15 protein-coding genes are annotated in these 14,933 nt (G+C 64.9%); all 15 read left to right on the top strand.

All coding sequences use genetic code 11. The features are described from left to right. Positions 1-421: 421 nt before the first annotated feature. A complete protein-coding gene (locus tag C5F44_RS09840) occupies positions 422-1,426 on the top strand; it encodes a LytTR family DNA-binding domain-containing protein (protein WP_181318242.1) in 1,005 nt (334 codons plus the stop codon). A 237-nt stretch (positions 1,427-1,663) separates the two neighbouring features. Next, positions 1,664-2,611, top strand: a complete 948-nt coding sequence (locus C5F44_RS09835; protein WP_181318241.1) for a porin family protein — start codon at positions 1,664-1,666, stop codon at positions 2,609-2,611. A gap of 97 nt (positions 2,612-2,708) precedes the next feature. Further along, positions 2,709-3,488 (top strand): 23S rRNA (adenine(2030)-N(6))-methyltransferase RlmJ, encoded by a 780-nt coding sequence (rlmJ, locus tag C5F44_RS09830; protein ID WP_107673360.1) that lies wholly within the window; start codon positions 2,709-2,711, stop codon positions 3,486-3,488. Beyond that, positions 3,485-4,363, top strand: a complete 879-nt coding sequence (locus tag C5F44_RS09825; RefSeq protein ID WP_107673359.1) for a PhzF family phenazine biosynthesis protein — start codon at positions 3,485-3,487, stop codon at positions 4,361-4,363. The genes rlmJ and C5F44_RS09825 overlap by 4 nt, the downstream gene beginning before the upstream one ends. 52 nt (positions 4,364-4,415) lie before the next feature. Further along, entirely contained in the window at positions 4,416-4,856 is a 441-nt protein-coding gene (locus tag C5F44_RS09820; protein WP_107673358.1) for a tellurite resistance TerB family protein, read from the top strand. Between the two features lie 7 nt (positions 4,857-4,863). Then, the gene (locus C5F44_RS09815; protein WP_107673357.1) at positions 4,864-5,634 is read left to right on the top strand and encodes a phosphate/phosphite/phosphonate ABC transporter substrate-binding protein; all 771 of its coding nucleotides are present in this window, start codon (positions 4,864-4,866) and stop codon (positions 5,632-5,634) included. A gap of 137 nt (positions 5,635-5,771) precedes the next feature. Continuing rightward, complete coding sequence (locus C5F44_RS09810; protein WP_107673356.1) at positions 5,772-6,542, top strand: ABC transporter ATP-binding protein; 771 nt, start codon at positions 5,772-5,774, stop codon at positions 6,540-6,542. Between the two features lie 13 nt (positions 6,543-6,555). After that, positions 6,556-7,269 (top strand): substrate-binding periplasmic protein, encoded by a 714-nt coding sequence (locus tag C5F44_RS09805; protein ID WP_107673355.1) that lies wholly within the window; start codon positions 6,556-6,558, stop codon positions 7,267-7,269. Between the two features lie 51 nt (positions 7,270-7,320). After that, the gene (locus C5F44_RS09800) at positions 7,321-8,052 is read left to right on the top strand and encodes a transporter substrate-binding domain-containing protein (protein WP_107673354.1); all 732 of its coding nucleotides are present in this window, start codon (positions 7,321-7,323) and stop codon (positions 8,050-8,052) included. A 49-nt stretch (positions 8,053-8,101) separates the two neighbouring features. Beyond that, complete coding sequence (locus tag C5F44_RS09795) at positions 8,102-8,992, top strand: ABC transporter permease (RefSeq protein ID WP_107673353.1); 891 nt, start codon at positions 8,102-8,104, stop codon at positions 8,990-8,992. Continuing rightward, a complete protein-coding gene (locus C5F44_RS09790) occupies positions 8,989-9,816 on the top strand; it encodes an ABC transporter permease (RefSeq protein WP_107673352.1) in 828 nt (275 codons plus the stop codon). Before C5F44_RS09795 ends, C5F44_RS09790 begins: the two co-directional genes overlap by 4 nt. A 202-nt stretch (positions 9,817-10,018) precedes the next feature. Beyond that, positions 10,019-11,353, top strand: a complete 1,335-nt coding sequence (locus tag C5F44_RS09785; protein ID WP_107673467.1) for a glutamine synthetase family protein — start codon at positions 10,019-10,021, stop codon at positions 11,351-11,353. Between the two features lie 131 nt (positions 11,354-11,484). Next, positions 11,485-12,198: a type 1 glutamine amidotransferase gene (locus C5F44_RS09780; protein WP_107673466.1), complete on the top strand. Its 714-nt coding sequence runs from the start codon at positions 11,485-11,487 to the stop codon at positions 12,196-12,198. A 41-nt stretch (positions 12,199-12,239) separates the two neighbouring features. Then, complete coding sequence (locus C5F44_RS09775) at positions 12,240-13,595, top strand: glutamine synthetase family protein (RefSeq protein ID WP_107673351.1); 1,356 nt, start codon at positions 12,240-12,242, stop codon at positions 13,593-13,595. Continuing rightward, positions 13,595-14,902 (top strand): NAD(P)/FAD-dependent oxidoreductase, encoded by a 1,308-nt coding sequence (locus tag C5F44_RS09770; RefSeq protein WP_107673350.1) that lies wholly within the window; start codon positions 13,595-13,597, stop codon positions 14,900-14,902. The genes C5F44_RS09775 and C5F44_RS09770 overlap by 1 nt, the downstream gene beginning before the upstream one ends. Positions 14,903-14,933 lie beyond the last annotated feature (31 nt).

Here is a 14,933-nt window from a genome sequence, read left to right as displayed (position 1 = left end):
GGGACCAGGATATTGCGCCTTGCGCGGCCCTGCCCCGACAGGGCCGGGGCCCATTTAATAAAGGCGTGCAGCGCATTGGGTTTCCGGCGCTTCGGGCGGGGCACTGTCAGGCGGTTTGACAGGCCGATCCCTTCGGACCCGGCCCAGCCTACGACCGCGGGCTGACATTATTGCTTGCCTGCAAACAAATCACCCGGAGGATTCCTGTCCTGCGGAGTTGGATCATCGGGCAACCGGAGACGGCTAGCACAGGCGTCCTTCGGACTGGGCGAAGCTTGCCGGCGCAAGCACGCGGCTTGCGGAAAAGGTGTCGTGTAGACACACCTTACTTCAATCGGTATACATGCACTAATCTGTATACGGGATGACCGTCACAAGTATAACATCGCGGTCAAGACCGTTGCAGAACAAGGCCAACCGCATGAAGCCACAACTGATCATCTTTTCTTTCGGGCCAAGTTATTTTCTGGATGGCAGCGTACTGAAGGAAATGTTTCGGTCCCGCGTCTTTCTTGCTTTCGCAATTCCGGCAAGCCTTCTTGTGTCACTGGTTTTTGTGCCGCCCTATGGCCGGGTTGAATCATTTTACATCGGCTTTGCAATATCTGTCATTTGTGGAATTGTCTTCTTCCTGGTGGTCTATCTTGTGGCCTGGCTGCACCTTCTTTTATCGCAGGTATGGGAGGCGCCGGGGTATGCTCCGATCAGCTATTTTATTGCGGCACTGACATCAAGCTTCACGCGTCACCTTGCAAATGCGACCATCGACCCTTCTTTCAAAGGCACGGCATGGGATGTGTTTTACATCGCCTTGCATCTGCTTCCGCCAATCATCGCGCTGGAGCAGCTTTTCATCCGGCTGTTCTATCAGGACAGGCTTGAAAAATATAACGTCATGACGGCGGCACAGCTTCTGAAGCACAGCAGAAGCGGTGACGCGCCCCGCAGCGCTGACGTGCTTGATCCGAAGAGTAGCCCGCAAGGTGCTTTGGCGCCGGACCCGGCACAAGCCGAAGTGCCATCCGTTGTGCCGATGGCGGCGCGTTCGGCCGCTTTTCTGCCATCGCCCGCAGCCGGCGGGGCGCCGGTCGAGATTGGCGGGCGTTTTTTCGACGCAAGCCAGATCCGTTTGCTGGAAGCGCAGGAGCATTATCTGCGGGTCTTCACGACGGACGACAGCTTTCTGGTGCGGGACCGGATCTCTGTCATCTGCTCGGCCCTGCCCGACACCATGGGGATGAGGATTCATCGGTCATACTGGATTTCCTTTGCGGCAGCCGGCTCCGTGCTGCGCACCGGGCCGGGCCGCTATGCCGTTGAAAACGCGGCGGGCGCTCAGGTGCCGCTGTCCCGGCACCTGAAGGCCGAATACGAGACACGTCATGCGGCCTGGCTGCGGGATCAGGCACAGGGCCAGTCGGCCTGACCGGCGCTGCCAGGGCCACCGCAGGGGCCTTCGCTCATGGGCCAGCGGCCCCGTCGACAACGCGCCCCGAAGACACGCAAGGGTTGATTAACAGTAAATACACTCACCCAAAGATGGGCCTCTGTTGCCCGCCCGGCACACAGGCGCGCGCATTCCCCGCGATGGCATTCCCGACTTTCCGACTCACCCCCTGCGGGAGTAACTTCTGGTTTTGTTGTATATGGAGGGATTTTCCCGATGACTCGCAATTTCATGGTAGTGTTGCTTGGTTCCGTGTTTCTTGCTCCTGCGGCCATGGCCCAGGATTTCTCTGGCGGCCTGACCTTCGGCCTGGCCCGCTCCAATATCTCGGACGTTGACGTGGACCTGACGGGTCTGTCGCTGGATGGTCGCCTTGCCTACAACATTGGCAGCGGCGTCACGGTCGGCGCCCGGTTCAACACGTTCAGCCTTGATGTCAGCGATGCCGATCTGGACCTGAACGGCAACCTGATCGGCCTGAACGTCAGCTATGCGATCTCTGATGCCTTCTCGGCCGGCGTTTTCTACGAACATGGCGAAGTCGGGGCTGACGTTTCCGGCACCTCGCTGTCGGCGATCGCCAGCTCGAACACCTACGGGATCGAGGGCAGCTACACCACCGGCGCGCTGAAGCTGGGCGCCTTCGTCTCGGTCAGCGACACCGGCGGCCTGATCGGCGCCGCGCTGGCCTCGGCCGATCTGGATGTGCGCAGCTTCGGCCTGTCGGCCAGCTACAGCCCGAACAGCCAGTTGACCGTCGGCGGTTCGGCGATCCGCACGACCTTTGACATCGGCGCCATCAACCAGGACTTCGATGTCGATTACATCGGCCTGGCGGGCGTCTATGACATCAACGACACCTTTACCGTCTTCGGGGGCCTGTCGCGCACCTCGCAGAACGATCTGGATCTGGATGTCACCACCATCGGCCTTGGCGTCGCCTATGACCTGACCGCCATGGCGGGGATGCCGATGTCGGTTTCGCTGGAACTGGCCCGGACCACGCCTGATCTGGGCGGCTCGGACATCGACGTTGACACTGTCCGCCTGGGCCTGTCGATCCCGCTGGGCACCAAGACCACGAAGGCACCGCTGAACAGCACCGCCGACGCGATCCTGAACCCCAGCCACAACGCGATCACCCAGACGGTTCTGAACTTCTGATCTGCATCGCTTCTGGCAATGAACGGAAAGGGCGGGGTTTCCCGCCCTTTTCCTTTGGCGCTTGCCGCCCGCCCCCCGCGCCTGCTAGGCGGCTGTCATGCTGTCTTATCAACACGCCTTCCACGCCGGGAACCTGGCCGATGTCCAGAAGCACGCGCTGCTGGCCTGGACGCTGGATTACCTGACCCGCAAGGACAAGCCGCTCAGTTACATCGAGACGCACGCCGGGCGCGGGCTGTATCGGCTGACCTCGGCCGAAGCGGCGAAGACGGGCGAGGCGGCGCAGGGCATCCTGGCCCATGCCGACTGGTTTCCCGACGGCCACCCCTATGCCGAACGCCTGCACGAAACGCAGACGATGTATGGCGGTGACGCCTATCCCGGTTCGCCCCTGATCGCGGCGCTGGGGCTGCGGGAAAACGACAGCCTGCATCTGGCCGAACTGCATCCGCAGGAACATGCCGCGCTGGCGGGCGGCATGGAGGAATGGGGGGCAAATGTCTACAAGCGTGACGGATTCGACCTGGCGCTGGCGCTGACGCCCCCGACCCCGCGCCGGGGGCTGCTGCTGTGCGATCCGTCCTATGAGGTGAAGGAGGATTACGACCGCATCCCCCGCATCTTTGCCCAGATCGCCCGAAAGTGGAACGTCGGCATCCTGATCCTGTGGTATCCCATCCTGACCGGCGGCCCGCACCGGCCCATGGTGAAGGCGCTGCAAGAGCAGCACCCCGACCATCTGACGCATGAGGTCCGCTTCCCCCCGGCCCGCGAAGGCCACCGGATGGAAGGATCGGGGATGTTCTTCGTGAACCCGCCCTTCGGTCTGGCGGATGAGGCCGCCCGACTGACCGCCCTGTTCAAGAGGCTGCGATGATCCCGTTTCACACGCTGGATGTCTTCACCGACCGCCCCTTCGCCGGCAACCCGCTGGCCGTGGTGCTGGAGGCGGGGGGCCTGAGCCCGGCGCAGATGCAGACCATCGCGCGCGAGTTCAACCTGAGCGAGACGATCTTCGTCCAGCCCCCTGCCAACCCGGCCCATACGGCGCGGGTCAGCATCTTCTTTCCCACGGCGGAAATTGCCTTCGCCGGGCATCCGACCATCGGCTGCGCCATCCTGCTGGCCGAACAGGCGCAGGAGGGGGATTTTTCCATCACCATCACGCTGGAGGAAGAGGCGGGGCTGGTGCCGGTGACCGTCACCCGGCAAGCGGGGCGCATCCTGGCGGAGTTCACCGCGCCCGTGCTGCCCTTTGCCGCCGGCGCGGTGCCGGACCGCGCGCTGATCGCCGCCGCGCTGGACCTGACGCCCGCCGACCTGGGCCCCCACGCGCCCGGCCTGTTCCAGGGTGGGCCGCGGTTCCTGTATGTGCCGGTCCGCGATCTGGACATGCTGGCAAAAGCCCGCCCGATGGAACCGCAGTGGAGCCGGCTGATGGCGGCGGCCGGTGTGGACAGCGCCTATCTTTACACGCCGGCAGGCGACTACCGCGCGCGCATGTTCAGCCCCACGGCGGGCATCCCCGAAGACCCGGCCACCGGATCGGCCACGGCGATTCTTGCGGCGCAGCTTCTGGCCAATGGCGCCCTGGCTGACGGGACCACGGTCCTGCATCTGCAACAGGGGGTCGAGATGGGCCGCCCGTCCGACCTGCGCCTTACGGCCGAGGTGGCGGACGGAGCGCTGGTCGCGGTGCGGATCGCCGGGACGGCGGTGCGAATCGGCGAGGGGCGGCTCCGCCTTCCGTGATCGGCTGCAACGGCCGCTGGCGCGGACGATCCGAAGCCCCTATCCTGCCCCCATGTTCGAAGCCTTGCTCCGCCGCCTTGCGGCCCCCGCCACCGCCCGCCTGCCAGAACCCGATGCCCGGCTTGCGCTGGCAGCATTGCTGGTGCGGGTTGCCCGCACCGATGGCCTTTACGCCGCCGAAGAGGTGGAGCGGATCGACCGCATCCTGATGGCACGTCACCACATGGGGCCGTTCGAGGCCGCCAAGCTGCGCACCGCCGCCGAAACGCTGGAGGCCGAGGCGCCCGACACCGTGCGGTTCACCCGCGCGCTGAAGGCGGCAACAGCCCTGGAGGACCGGACCGAACTGATCAGCGCGCTGTGGTCGGTGGCCATTGCCGATGGCCTGCGCGACGCCGACGAAGACCGGCTGATGCGGATGGTGTCGAATCTGCTGGGCCTGACCGATGTGCAGAATGCGCAGGCCCGGCAAAAGGCGGAACGTGCCGAATGATCGCCAAATGATCGCCAGTCTGGGCATGTATGATGCCGGCCCGGCCATGGCCGCGAATGACCGGCTTTGGGCATCCATCCGCGATGGCATTCGCGCGCGTGGCCTGCCCGCGCCCGAAGGGCTGACCCGTGGCGAAGGCGCCTATTGGCCGGCCTGGGAAAGCCCCGATCTGGTGCTGTCGCAGACCTGCGGCTACCCGTTCCGCGCCCGGCTGCACGACCGGGTCAGCCTGATCGGCACGCCCGACCCCGGCCTGCCCGGCTGCCCGCCCGGACATTACCGTTCGGTCTTTGTGGCCCGCGCGGATGACCTGCGGTCACTGGCCGACCTGGCCGAAGCCCGCTTTGCCTTCAACGAAGACCTGTCGCAATCAGGCTGGGCGGCGCCGGTGAACCATCTGCTGGGGATGGGACTTCAGCCGCGCCCCGCCCTGCGCAGCGGCGGACACCGGCTTTCGGCCCGCGCGGTGGCCGAGGGGCGGGCCGACCTTGCGGCGCTGGATGCCGTGACCTGGGCCATGATGCAGGCTGATGGCGATCCGGCAGCGGCCGCGCTGCGGGGGGTGGCGGAAACCGCCCCCACGCCGACGCTGCCCTATATCGCCGCGGCGGGGGCTGACCGGGACACCGTGTTCGCGGTGTTGCAGGCCGCCATTGCCGGACTGTCGCCCGCAGACCGGAACACGCTGCACCTGCAAGGTCTGGTGGCGATTCCCGCAGAGGCCTATCTTGCGGTGCCCAACCCACCCCCGCCTGCCCATTTTCAGCCCGGAATCTGATCAAATTCCGGGCAGGTGCCGCGCCAACCGGCGCAATCGTCGTTGCATTGGCCCGAAACATTTGCCCTATTGACCGAAATGAACGGACCGGCGTCGTCAGATGCGCCGGCCAGCATCAGGGAAGCCCAAGGGGACACATGGCCGACACCCCCGTTATCGAAATTCACGACCTTCACAAAAGCTATGGCAACCTTGAGGTGCTGAAAGGCGTCGACCTGACCGCCCCGCGCGGCCATGTCATCTCGCTGATCGGCTCGTCCGGGTCCGGCAAATCCACGCTGTTGCGCTGCTGCAACCTGCTGGAAGACAGCCAGCAGGGCGAGATCCGGTTCGAGGGCGAAGCCGTCCACTGGAAGGGGCACGGGCTGCACCGCCACCCGGCAGACCGGGCGCAGGTCACGCGCATCCGCACCAACCTGTCGATGGTGTTCCAGCAGTTCAACCTGTGGTCCCACATGACCATTTTGCAGAACGTGATGGAGGCGCCGGTGACGGTGCTGAAACGCGATCCGAAGGAGGTTGAGGAAAAGGCGCGGTATTACCTGGCCAAGGTGGGAATCGCCGACAAGGCCGAGGCCTGGCCGGCGCAGCTTTCGGGCGGCCAGCAGCAGCGCGCTGCGATTGCCCGCGCGCTGTGCATGGAACCCCGCGCCCTGCTGTTCGATGAACCGACCAGCGCGCTGGACCCCGAGCTGGAGCAGGAAGTCGTCAAGGTCATCAAGGCCCTGGCGGATGAAGGGCGCACGATGATCCTGGTGACCCATGACATGAGGCTGGCGGCGGACTGTTCCGATCACGTCATCTTCCTGCATATGGGCAGGATCGAGGAACAAGGCCCGCCCGACCGCCTGTTCGGCAACCCGCAGACGGAACGCCTGCGCGGCTTCCTGTCGGCCACGGCTGCCTGAGGGGCATCCGCGGATGGCCTGCATCGGCACGATCTCGGCTCTTGGCGCGGTTCTGACGCTGGCTTCAGCCGGCGATGACCGCAGCCTTGCCATCGGCGCCGAAGCCAGTTTCCCGCCCTATGTCGAGCTTGCGGCCGACGGGTCGCTGACCGGGCATGACTATGAGCTGATGCAGGAAATCTGCGCGCGGCTGGCGCGGCAGTGCGACTGGCAGACCGTCACCTTCGAAGAGCTGATTCCCGGCGTGATCGAGGGGCGGTTCGATGTGGTTCTGGGCGGCATGGCCATCACCCCGGAACGGCGCCGGCTGGTGGATTTCACCACATCCTATGCGCCCGGCGGCGGGCTGGACTGGTTTGTCGGCCCCCCCGAAGCGCCCCAGCCGGACAAGGCCCTCATCTCGGTCGAGGCGGGGACGATCCACGAATCCTATCTTCAGGCCGAAGGGCTGAGCTATCACGGCTATCCGACCGAGTTTGACGCGCTGAAGGCCGTGGCCGGGGGGCAGGCAGACATGGCGCTGGGGCCCTATCAGGGGCGACCCGAGCTGGACGAGCTGATCTATGGCAAGGGGCTGGAGTTCCTGCTGTCGGTCGAGATCCCCGATGAAGGGGTCGGCATGGCCGTCTGCCGCGGCAACACCGCCCTTTTGAACGACCTGAATGCCACCCTTGAGGCCATGCGCAAGGACGGCGCGCTTGATGCCCTTGAATCCCGCTGGTTCTGAACCCGAACCGGCGGCACAATGACCGACAGAAGCCAACCCAGGGAGACCCCAATGAAAAAACTGCTTCTCGCAACCGCCTTCGCCGCAATCGCCGGCGTGGCCTCGGCGCAGGACGCCATCAAGATCGGCACCGAGGGCGCCTATGAGCCCTACAACTACATCGACCAGGCCACCGGCAAGCTGGTGGGCTTTGAAATCGAACTGGGCGGCGAGCTGTGCAAGCGCGCCAACCTGACCTGCGAATTCGTGCAGAACGACTGGGATTCGATCATCCCGAACCTGCAGTCGGGCAACTACGACGCCATCATGGCCGGCATGTCGATCACCGATGAGCGCAAGAAGGTCATCACCTTCTCGGACAACTACACCCCGCCGTCGAAATCGTCCTACATGGCGGCTTCGGCCGATGCCAACACCGGCGAAGGCGCGGTGATCTCGGCGCAGACCGGCACGATCCAGGCGGGTTACATCGCCGAACAGGCCGGCAACACGCTGCTGGAATTCGCCACGCCGGATGAAACCGTGGCCGCCGTGAAGAACGGTGAAGCCGATGCCGTCTTTGCCGACAAGGACTATCTGGTTCCGATCGCCGGCGATTCGGGCGGCGCTCTGGTCATGCTGGACAAGGACGTGGCCCTGGGCGGCGGCATCGGCATTGGCCTGCGCCAGTCGGACACCGAGCTGAAGGCCAAGTTCGACGGCGCGATCCAGGCGATGAAGGCGGACGGCAGCCTGAACGCGCTGATCGAAAAGTACTTCGGCCCCGAATCCGAAAAGTTCTGAGGGAGCACGGGGGCGGCCTTCGGGCCGCCTCCACCCCCTTATTCCCAAGATGTTCGAGTATTGCTCAGACCCCCGATCGCTTGAAGGCCTGCAATGGCTGAGTTGCTATCTGACGACGGCAACGCATTTCAGCTTTTACTGGTCCTTCCTGACCGTCCTGACGCTGCTTGCGGTGACCGCACCGCTGGCGCTGGCCTTCGGCTTTGCCGGCGCCTCGGCCGCGCGGTCGCATGTGCTGCCGGTTTCCTGGCTGGGCCGCGCCTATATTGCCGCCGTGCGGGGCATACCCGACATCGTGTTCTTCCTGTTCTTCGTGATCGCCCTCGACCAGGGGATCGAATGGTTCCGGCATCTGTTCGTCTGTGAAGACCTGTCGCAACCCGTCTGGAACAACGGCGAATTCCGCGTCTGTCCGGCCGCCAAGGTGCCGGCGAATGACGCTTCTCCCTTCATGGTCAGCGCCTATTCCTTCACGCTGGCCGTCACCACCTTCGCCATCGTCTTCGGCGCCTTTGCCGCCAATGTGCTGTATGGCGCGATGACCGCCGTGCCGCGGGCACAGCTTGAAACCGCCGAGGCCTATGGCATGTCGCACCGCCAGGTGTTCCGCCGTGTGCTGGTGCCGCAGATGTGGATCTATGCGCTGCCCGGCCTGTCGAACCTGTGGCTGATCCTGATCAAGGCGACGCCACTTCTGTTCCTGCTGGGCATCAAGGATGCGGTCTACTGGGCGCGGGAACTGGGCAGCGCCAAGACCAGCGGCAACAACCCCTATCCGCATGGCGACTGGCGGCTGTTCTACTTCCTTGCCCTTCTGGTGTTTTACCTGGTCTCGACCCGGGTGTCCGAAATCCTGCTGGCGCGGCTGACCCGGCGCCTGTCACGCGGCCAGGCCACCCGCGCCGGCGAGGATATGCGCAAGGGAGGGGCTGCCACATGACCTGCTGGGAAACCTTCCAGGCCTATTCCCTGCGTTCGCTGGGCTATGGCGAACGGCTGTTGCCGCGCGAAGGCTATGACCTGTGCCAGCATTTCACCCTGATCGGATCGGGGCTGATCTGGAATATCTACTTCGGCACCCTGGCGCTGGCCTTCGGCTTTTTCCTGGCCAATGCGCTGGCGCTGGCCAAGGCCAGCCGCAGCCGGTGGGTCCGCAAGCCCGCCGAATGGTTCATCTTCGTCTTCCGCGGCTCGCCGCTCTTCATCCAGTTCTTCCTGGCTTATGAAACGCTGGTTCTGCTGCCCAAGGCCGGGATCGACATCTTCGGCATCACCATCCAGACCGCCTGGACGACCAAGGCTTGGGCGGGGGCGCTGTTCGTGCTGTTCCTGAACACCGCCGCCTATTCGGCCGAAATCTTCCATGGCGCGCTGCAATCCATTCCGAAGGGCGACCTTGAAGCCGCCGAGGCCTATGGCATCAGCGGGTGGAAGAAGTTCAGCCGGATCGAATGGCCCACCATGCTGCGGCTGGGCTGGCCCGCCTATACGAACGAGGCGATCTTCCTGTTCCATGCCACGACGCTGGTGTTCTTCAGCGGCTTTCCGGCGTTCCAGCAGCGCGGCGATGCGCTGTATTACGCCAACTACTTCGCCGACAAGACGTTCAACCCGTTCATCCCCTACCCCATCGTCGGGTTCTACTTCATCCTGATCACCCTGGCGCTGATCTGGGGGTTCGGCCGGGTCAACCGCTATCTGAACCGGCATCTTCCCTCCAACATGAAAGCCAGAATCCGCTTGCGTCCTTCCCTGATCCGGTAGTAGCCTTTATTTGATCAAATTTTCCGGGCACCCGCCCGGACCCCCGGCCAAAGCCGAAAAGAAGGCGCCGGCGGGAAAGGCGATCGAACAAGGGAAGGACCAAGGGCATGGTCCAGATCCTTGCGCATCAGGTGGGTCAGTTGCGTGTTTTGCACCGGCAGACCCCGAGCGCGGGGGGCCGTGCTCTCTTGTGTTGAACATGATGAAGGACTGGCTGAGAAAGAACCCGCATGTGCGGACCATCCGCGTGGCTGCTGCCGACCTGAACGGTCAGGCCCGCGGCAAACGCATCCCGGCACGATTTGCCGACAAGGTCGTCAAGGACGGAACCCGTTTCCCCTTCTCGATCCTCAACCTCGACATCTGGGGCGAAGACATCGACGACAGCCCGCTGGTTTTCGACCAGGGCGATCAGGACGGTGTGCTGAAACCCACCGAACGCGGCTTCATGCCGATGCCCTGGCTTGAGGCGCCCAGCGCCCTGCTGCCGATCTGGATGTTCCGCGAAAACGGGCAACCCTATGACGGCGACCCGCGCCACGCGCTGAACGCGGTGGTGCAGCGCTACAAGGCGCGCGGCCTGACGCCGGTGGTGGCGATGGAGCTGGAGTTCTTCCTGATCGACGATTCCGGCAAGACGATGCAGGTGCCCGCCAGCCCGCGGTCCGGCAAGCGGCGCAAGGCGGCTGAAACGCTGTCGATCCGGGCGCTGGACGCCTTCGACACCTTCTTTACCGACCTGTACGACGCCTGCGAGGCGATGGACATTCCCGCCGACACCACCACCTCGGAAACCGGCCTTGGCCAGTTCGAGGTGAACCTGATGCATTGTGACGATCCGCTGCGGGCCGCCGACGATGCCTGGCTGTTCAAGATGCTGGTCAAGGGTCTGGCCCGCCGGCACGGCTTTGCCGCCAGCTTCATGGCCAAGCCCTATGCCGAATATTCCGGGTCGGGGCTGCACACGCATTTCTCGGTGGTGGACGAGAAGGGCGAGAACATCTTTGACAGCGGCGGCCCCAAGGGCACGGCGCAACTGCGCCACGCGGTCGCCGGCTGTCTTGAGGCGATGCACGATTCGACGCTGCTCTTCGCGCCGCATATGAACAGCTATGACCGGCTGGTGCCCGACAAGCACGCGCCGACCGCCATAAGCTGGGGCTATGAGAACCGCACCGCCGCGATCCGCATCCCCGCCGGCAACCCGGCCGCGCGCCGGATCGAACATCGCGTGGCGGGGGGCGACGTGAACCCCTATCTGATGCTGACCGCCATTCTGGGCGCCGCCCTTTCGGGCCTGGAAGACGGCAAGGAGCCGCCGCCCGCCGTGGCCGGCAACGCCTATGCCATGGACCTGCCGCAGATTCCGGCAACCTGGGATGCCGCGATTGACGCCTTCGAACATTCGGACACCGTCTATCGCTTCCTGCCCAAGGAGCTGATCCACAACTTCGTGCAGACCAAGCGGCAGGAACTGCATTACATCAACGAACTGTCGCCCGAGGAACGGATCGAGCTTTACCTCGACACCGTCTGATCCCCGGCCCGGACGGCACGGCGCCCCTGCCCCGGCAGGAAACGCCACGTCCGTCCGGGCTGCCGGTGCAAGCCACTTGACCACACGCGCCTGCCGCGACAACCCTGTTGGAAACCGCCAAGGACACCGCCATGCAGATCGGCATCCTCCAGACCGGAGCTTCCCCCGACGCCCTTCGGGCCGATATGGGGGATTATCCCGATTTCTTCGAACGGCTGCTGGCAGACCGCGGCCTGACCTTCCGCCGCTTCCATGTCGAGGCGATGGAATTTCCCAAGGACGTGCATGACTGCGAGGGCTGGCTGATCACCGGCTCGCGCCATGGCGCCTATGAGGACCACCCCTTCATCAAGCCGCTGGAAGCGTTCATCCGCCAGGCCTATGCCGCGCAGGTTCCGGTGGTGGGCATCTGCTTTGGCCACCAGATCATCGCCCAGGCCATGGGCGGCAAGGTGGAACGCTACGCCGGTGGCTGGTCGGTCGGCCCGACCGACTATGATTTCAACGGCGAAAAGATCACCCTGAACGCCTGGCACCGCGATCAGGTCACCGAAAAGCCTGCCGTGGCCGAGGTGGTGGCCACCAACGAATTCTGCACCAACGCGGCCCTTCTGTACGACGACCGCATGTTCACGGTGCAGGCCCACCCCGAATTCCGGCCGGAATTCGTGGATGGCCTGATGCGCACGCGCGGCCCCGGTCTGGTGCCGGATGAGCTGATGGCGCAGGCGCGGGCGCGGCTTGCCGATCCGCTGGACGATCAGACCATGGCCGGCCGCATCGCCGCCTTTTTCCTGAACCACCAGAATACCCGTTCCTCTGGGGCCGAGAAGCTCCGCGCCTGATCACCGGGCGCGGGGGCCACCCCCCAATCACAGTGTGACCCATGTCCAAATGGACCGACCAACTGCCCGAGGCAGCGCGCGACTACATCGGCAACCGCCGGGTGGATGAAGTGGAGTGCGTCATCGGCGACATCGCCGGCGTGGCGCGCGGCAAGGCGATGCCCGCCGCGAAATTCGCCAAGCAGACCAACTACTTCCTGCCGAACTCGATCTTCCTGCAAACGATCACCGGCGAATGGGCCGACAGCCCCTTCGACGCCTTCACCGAACCCGACATGATCCTGGAACCCGACTGGTCCACCGCCACCGCCGCGCCCTGGACGGCGGATGTGACGCTGCAGGTGATCCATGACGCCAAGGACCAGCAGGGAAATCTGGTGGCCTACAGCCCGCGCAACGTGCTGCGCCGGATCGTCAGCCTTTACGCCGCGCAAGGCTGGAAGCCGGTGGTCGCGCCCGAGATGGAATTCTTCCTGACCGCCCGCAACATTGACCCGAACCAGCCGGTCATTCCCCCGATGGGCCGATCGGGCCGCCGCGCGGCGGGCAAGCAGGCCTATTCGCTGTCGGCTGTCGATGAATACGGCAAGGTGATCGACGACATCTATGATTTCGCCGAAGCGCAGGGGCTGGAAATCGACGGCATCCTTCAGGAAGGCGGCGCGGGCCAGATCGAGCTGAACCTTGCCCATGGCGACCCGGTGCGCCTGGCGGACGACGTGTTCTTCTTCAAGCGCATGATCCGCGAAGCCGCCCTGCGGCATGACTGTTTCGCCACCTTCATGGCCAAGCCGATTGCGGGCGAGCCGGGTTCGGCCATGCACATCCACACGTCGGTGGTGGATACCAAGACCGGCAAGAACATCTTTGCCGGCCCCAAGGGGGTGGAGACGGAAGCCTTCAACCATTTCATCGCCGGGATGCAGCATCACATGTCGGCCGCCATCGCGCTGATGGCCCCCTATGTGAACAGCTACCGCCGCTACGTTCCCGATTTCGCCGCGCCGATCAATCTGGAATGGGGCCGTGACAACCGCACCACGGGCCTGCGGGTGCCGATCTCCAGCGCCTCGGCGCGGCGGATCGAAAACCGGCTGCCGGGCATGGACTGCAACCCCTATCTGGGCATCGCGGCCACGCTGGCCTGCGGCTATCTGGGCCTGATGGAAAAGAAGCCCGCGCGCCCCGAATTCACCGGATCGGCCTATATCGACAATGAGGACATCCCGGTGAACCTGGGCGACGCGCTGGACCTTCTGGATGAGGACGAAGCGCTGAAAGAGGTGATGGGGCCTGACTTCATCAAGGTTTATGACAGCGTGAAGCGGAACGAATACAAGGAGTTCCTGCAAGTCATCAGCCCGTGGGAGCGCGAGCATCTGCTCCTGAACGTGTGATGGCGGCAAATCTTCTGCACGCCAATGACCGGCCGGGCGAATACCCGGCCAGCTACTATGCCGCGACCGCAACGCCGCTGGCGCCCTTCCCGGCGCTGGCGGGCGACACCACGGCCGATGTCTGCATTGTCGGCGGCGGCTATACCGGCCTGTCCGCCGCGCTGCATCTGGCCGAACGCGGCCTGTCGGTCGTGCTGCTGGAGGCGCATCGCGTGGGCTTCGGTGCCTCGGGGCGCAATGGCGGCCAGGTGGGCAGCGGCCAGCGGCAGGATCAGGTCTGGCTGGAAAAGGTGGCGGGGCGCGAAAACGCCCGCCGCTTCTGGCACCTGGCCGAGGACGCCAAGCAGATCGTCCGCGACCTGATCGCCCGCCACGCCATGCCGGTGACCTTTTACCCCGGCATCGTTCACGCCTGCTGGACCGATACCGAGGTGCGCGAGCTGCACCTTTACGGGGAAAAGCTGCACCGCGACTATGGCTATGACCAGTTGGAACCGCTGGACCGCGAGGGCATCCACGCCATCGTCGGCTCGCCCGTCTACAAGGGCGGCGAGGTGGACCGAGGCGCGGGCCATCTGCATCCGCTGAACTTTGCGCTGGGGCTGGCGGCGGCGGCGGCCAAGGCCGGCGCGCGGCTGCATGAGCGCAGCGAAGTGGTGAAGATCGACCATGGCGCGAAGCCCGTGGTGACCACCGCCAGCGGCCGCGTCACCTGCGACCATGTGATCCTGGCCGCCAACGGCTATCTGGGCGGGCTGGAACCCAGGGTTGCCGCCCGCGTCATGCCGATCAACAACTTCATGGTGGCGACCGAACCCCTGGGCGCGCGGGCGAAAGACATCCTGTCGGAACCCGTCGCCGCCTGCGACACCAAATTCGTGGTGAACTACTGGCGCCTGTCGGAAGACAACCGCCTGCTGTTCGGCGGCGGCGAAAGCTATGGCTACCGTTTCCCCGATCTGGTGAAGACAGTGACCAGGCCGATGCTTGAGGTCTATCCGCAGCTCAAGGGCGTGAAGATCGACCACGCCTGGGGCGGCACGCTGGCCATTACCCTGAACCGGATGCCCTGCTTCACCCGTGTGCGGCCGAACGTGCTGTCGGCCTCGGGCTATTCGGGGCATGGCGTGGCGCTGGCCACGCTGGCGGGCAAGCTGCTGGCCGAGGCGGTGTCCAGCCAGTCGGCCGGGTTCGACCTGATGGCCAGCCTGCCGCAACCCCGCTTCCCCGGCGGCGCGGCGCTGCGCTGGCCGCTTCTGGTGCTGGCGATGAGCTGGTATTCGGCGCGCGACCGGATCGGCTTCTGACGTTGCACGCGGGGGTTTCACACCCCCGCAC

The sequence above is a fragment of the Fuscovulum blasticum DSM 2131 genome, from assembly GCF_003034965.1.
In the GTDB taxonomy this organism is placed as follows: domain Bacteria; phylum Pseudomonadota; class Alphaproteobacteria; order Rhodobacterales; family Rhodobacteraceae; genus Pseudogemmobacter; species Pseudogemmobacter blasticus.
This window is presented reverse-complemented; position numbering and strand designations above follow the sequence as displayed.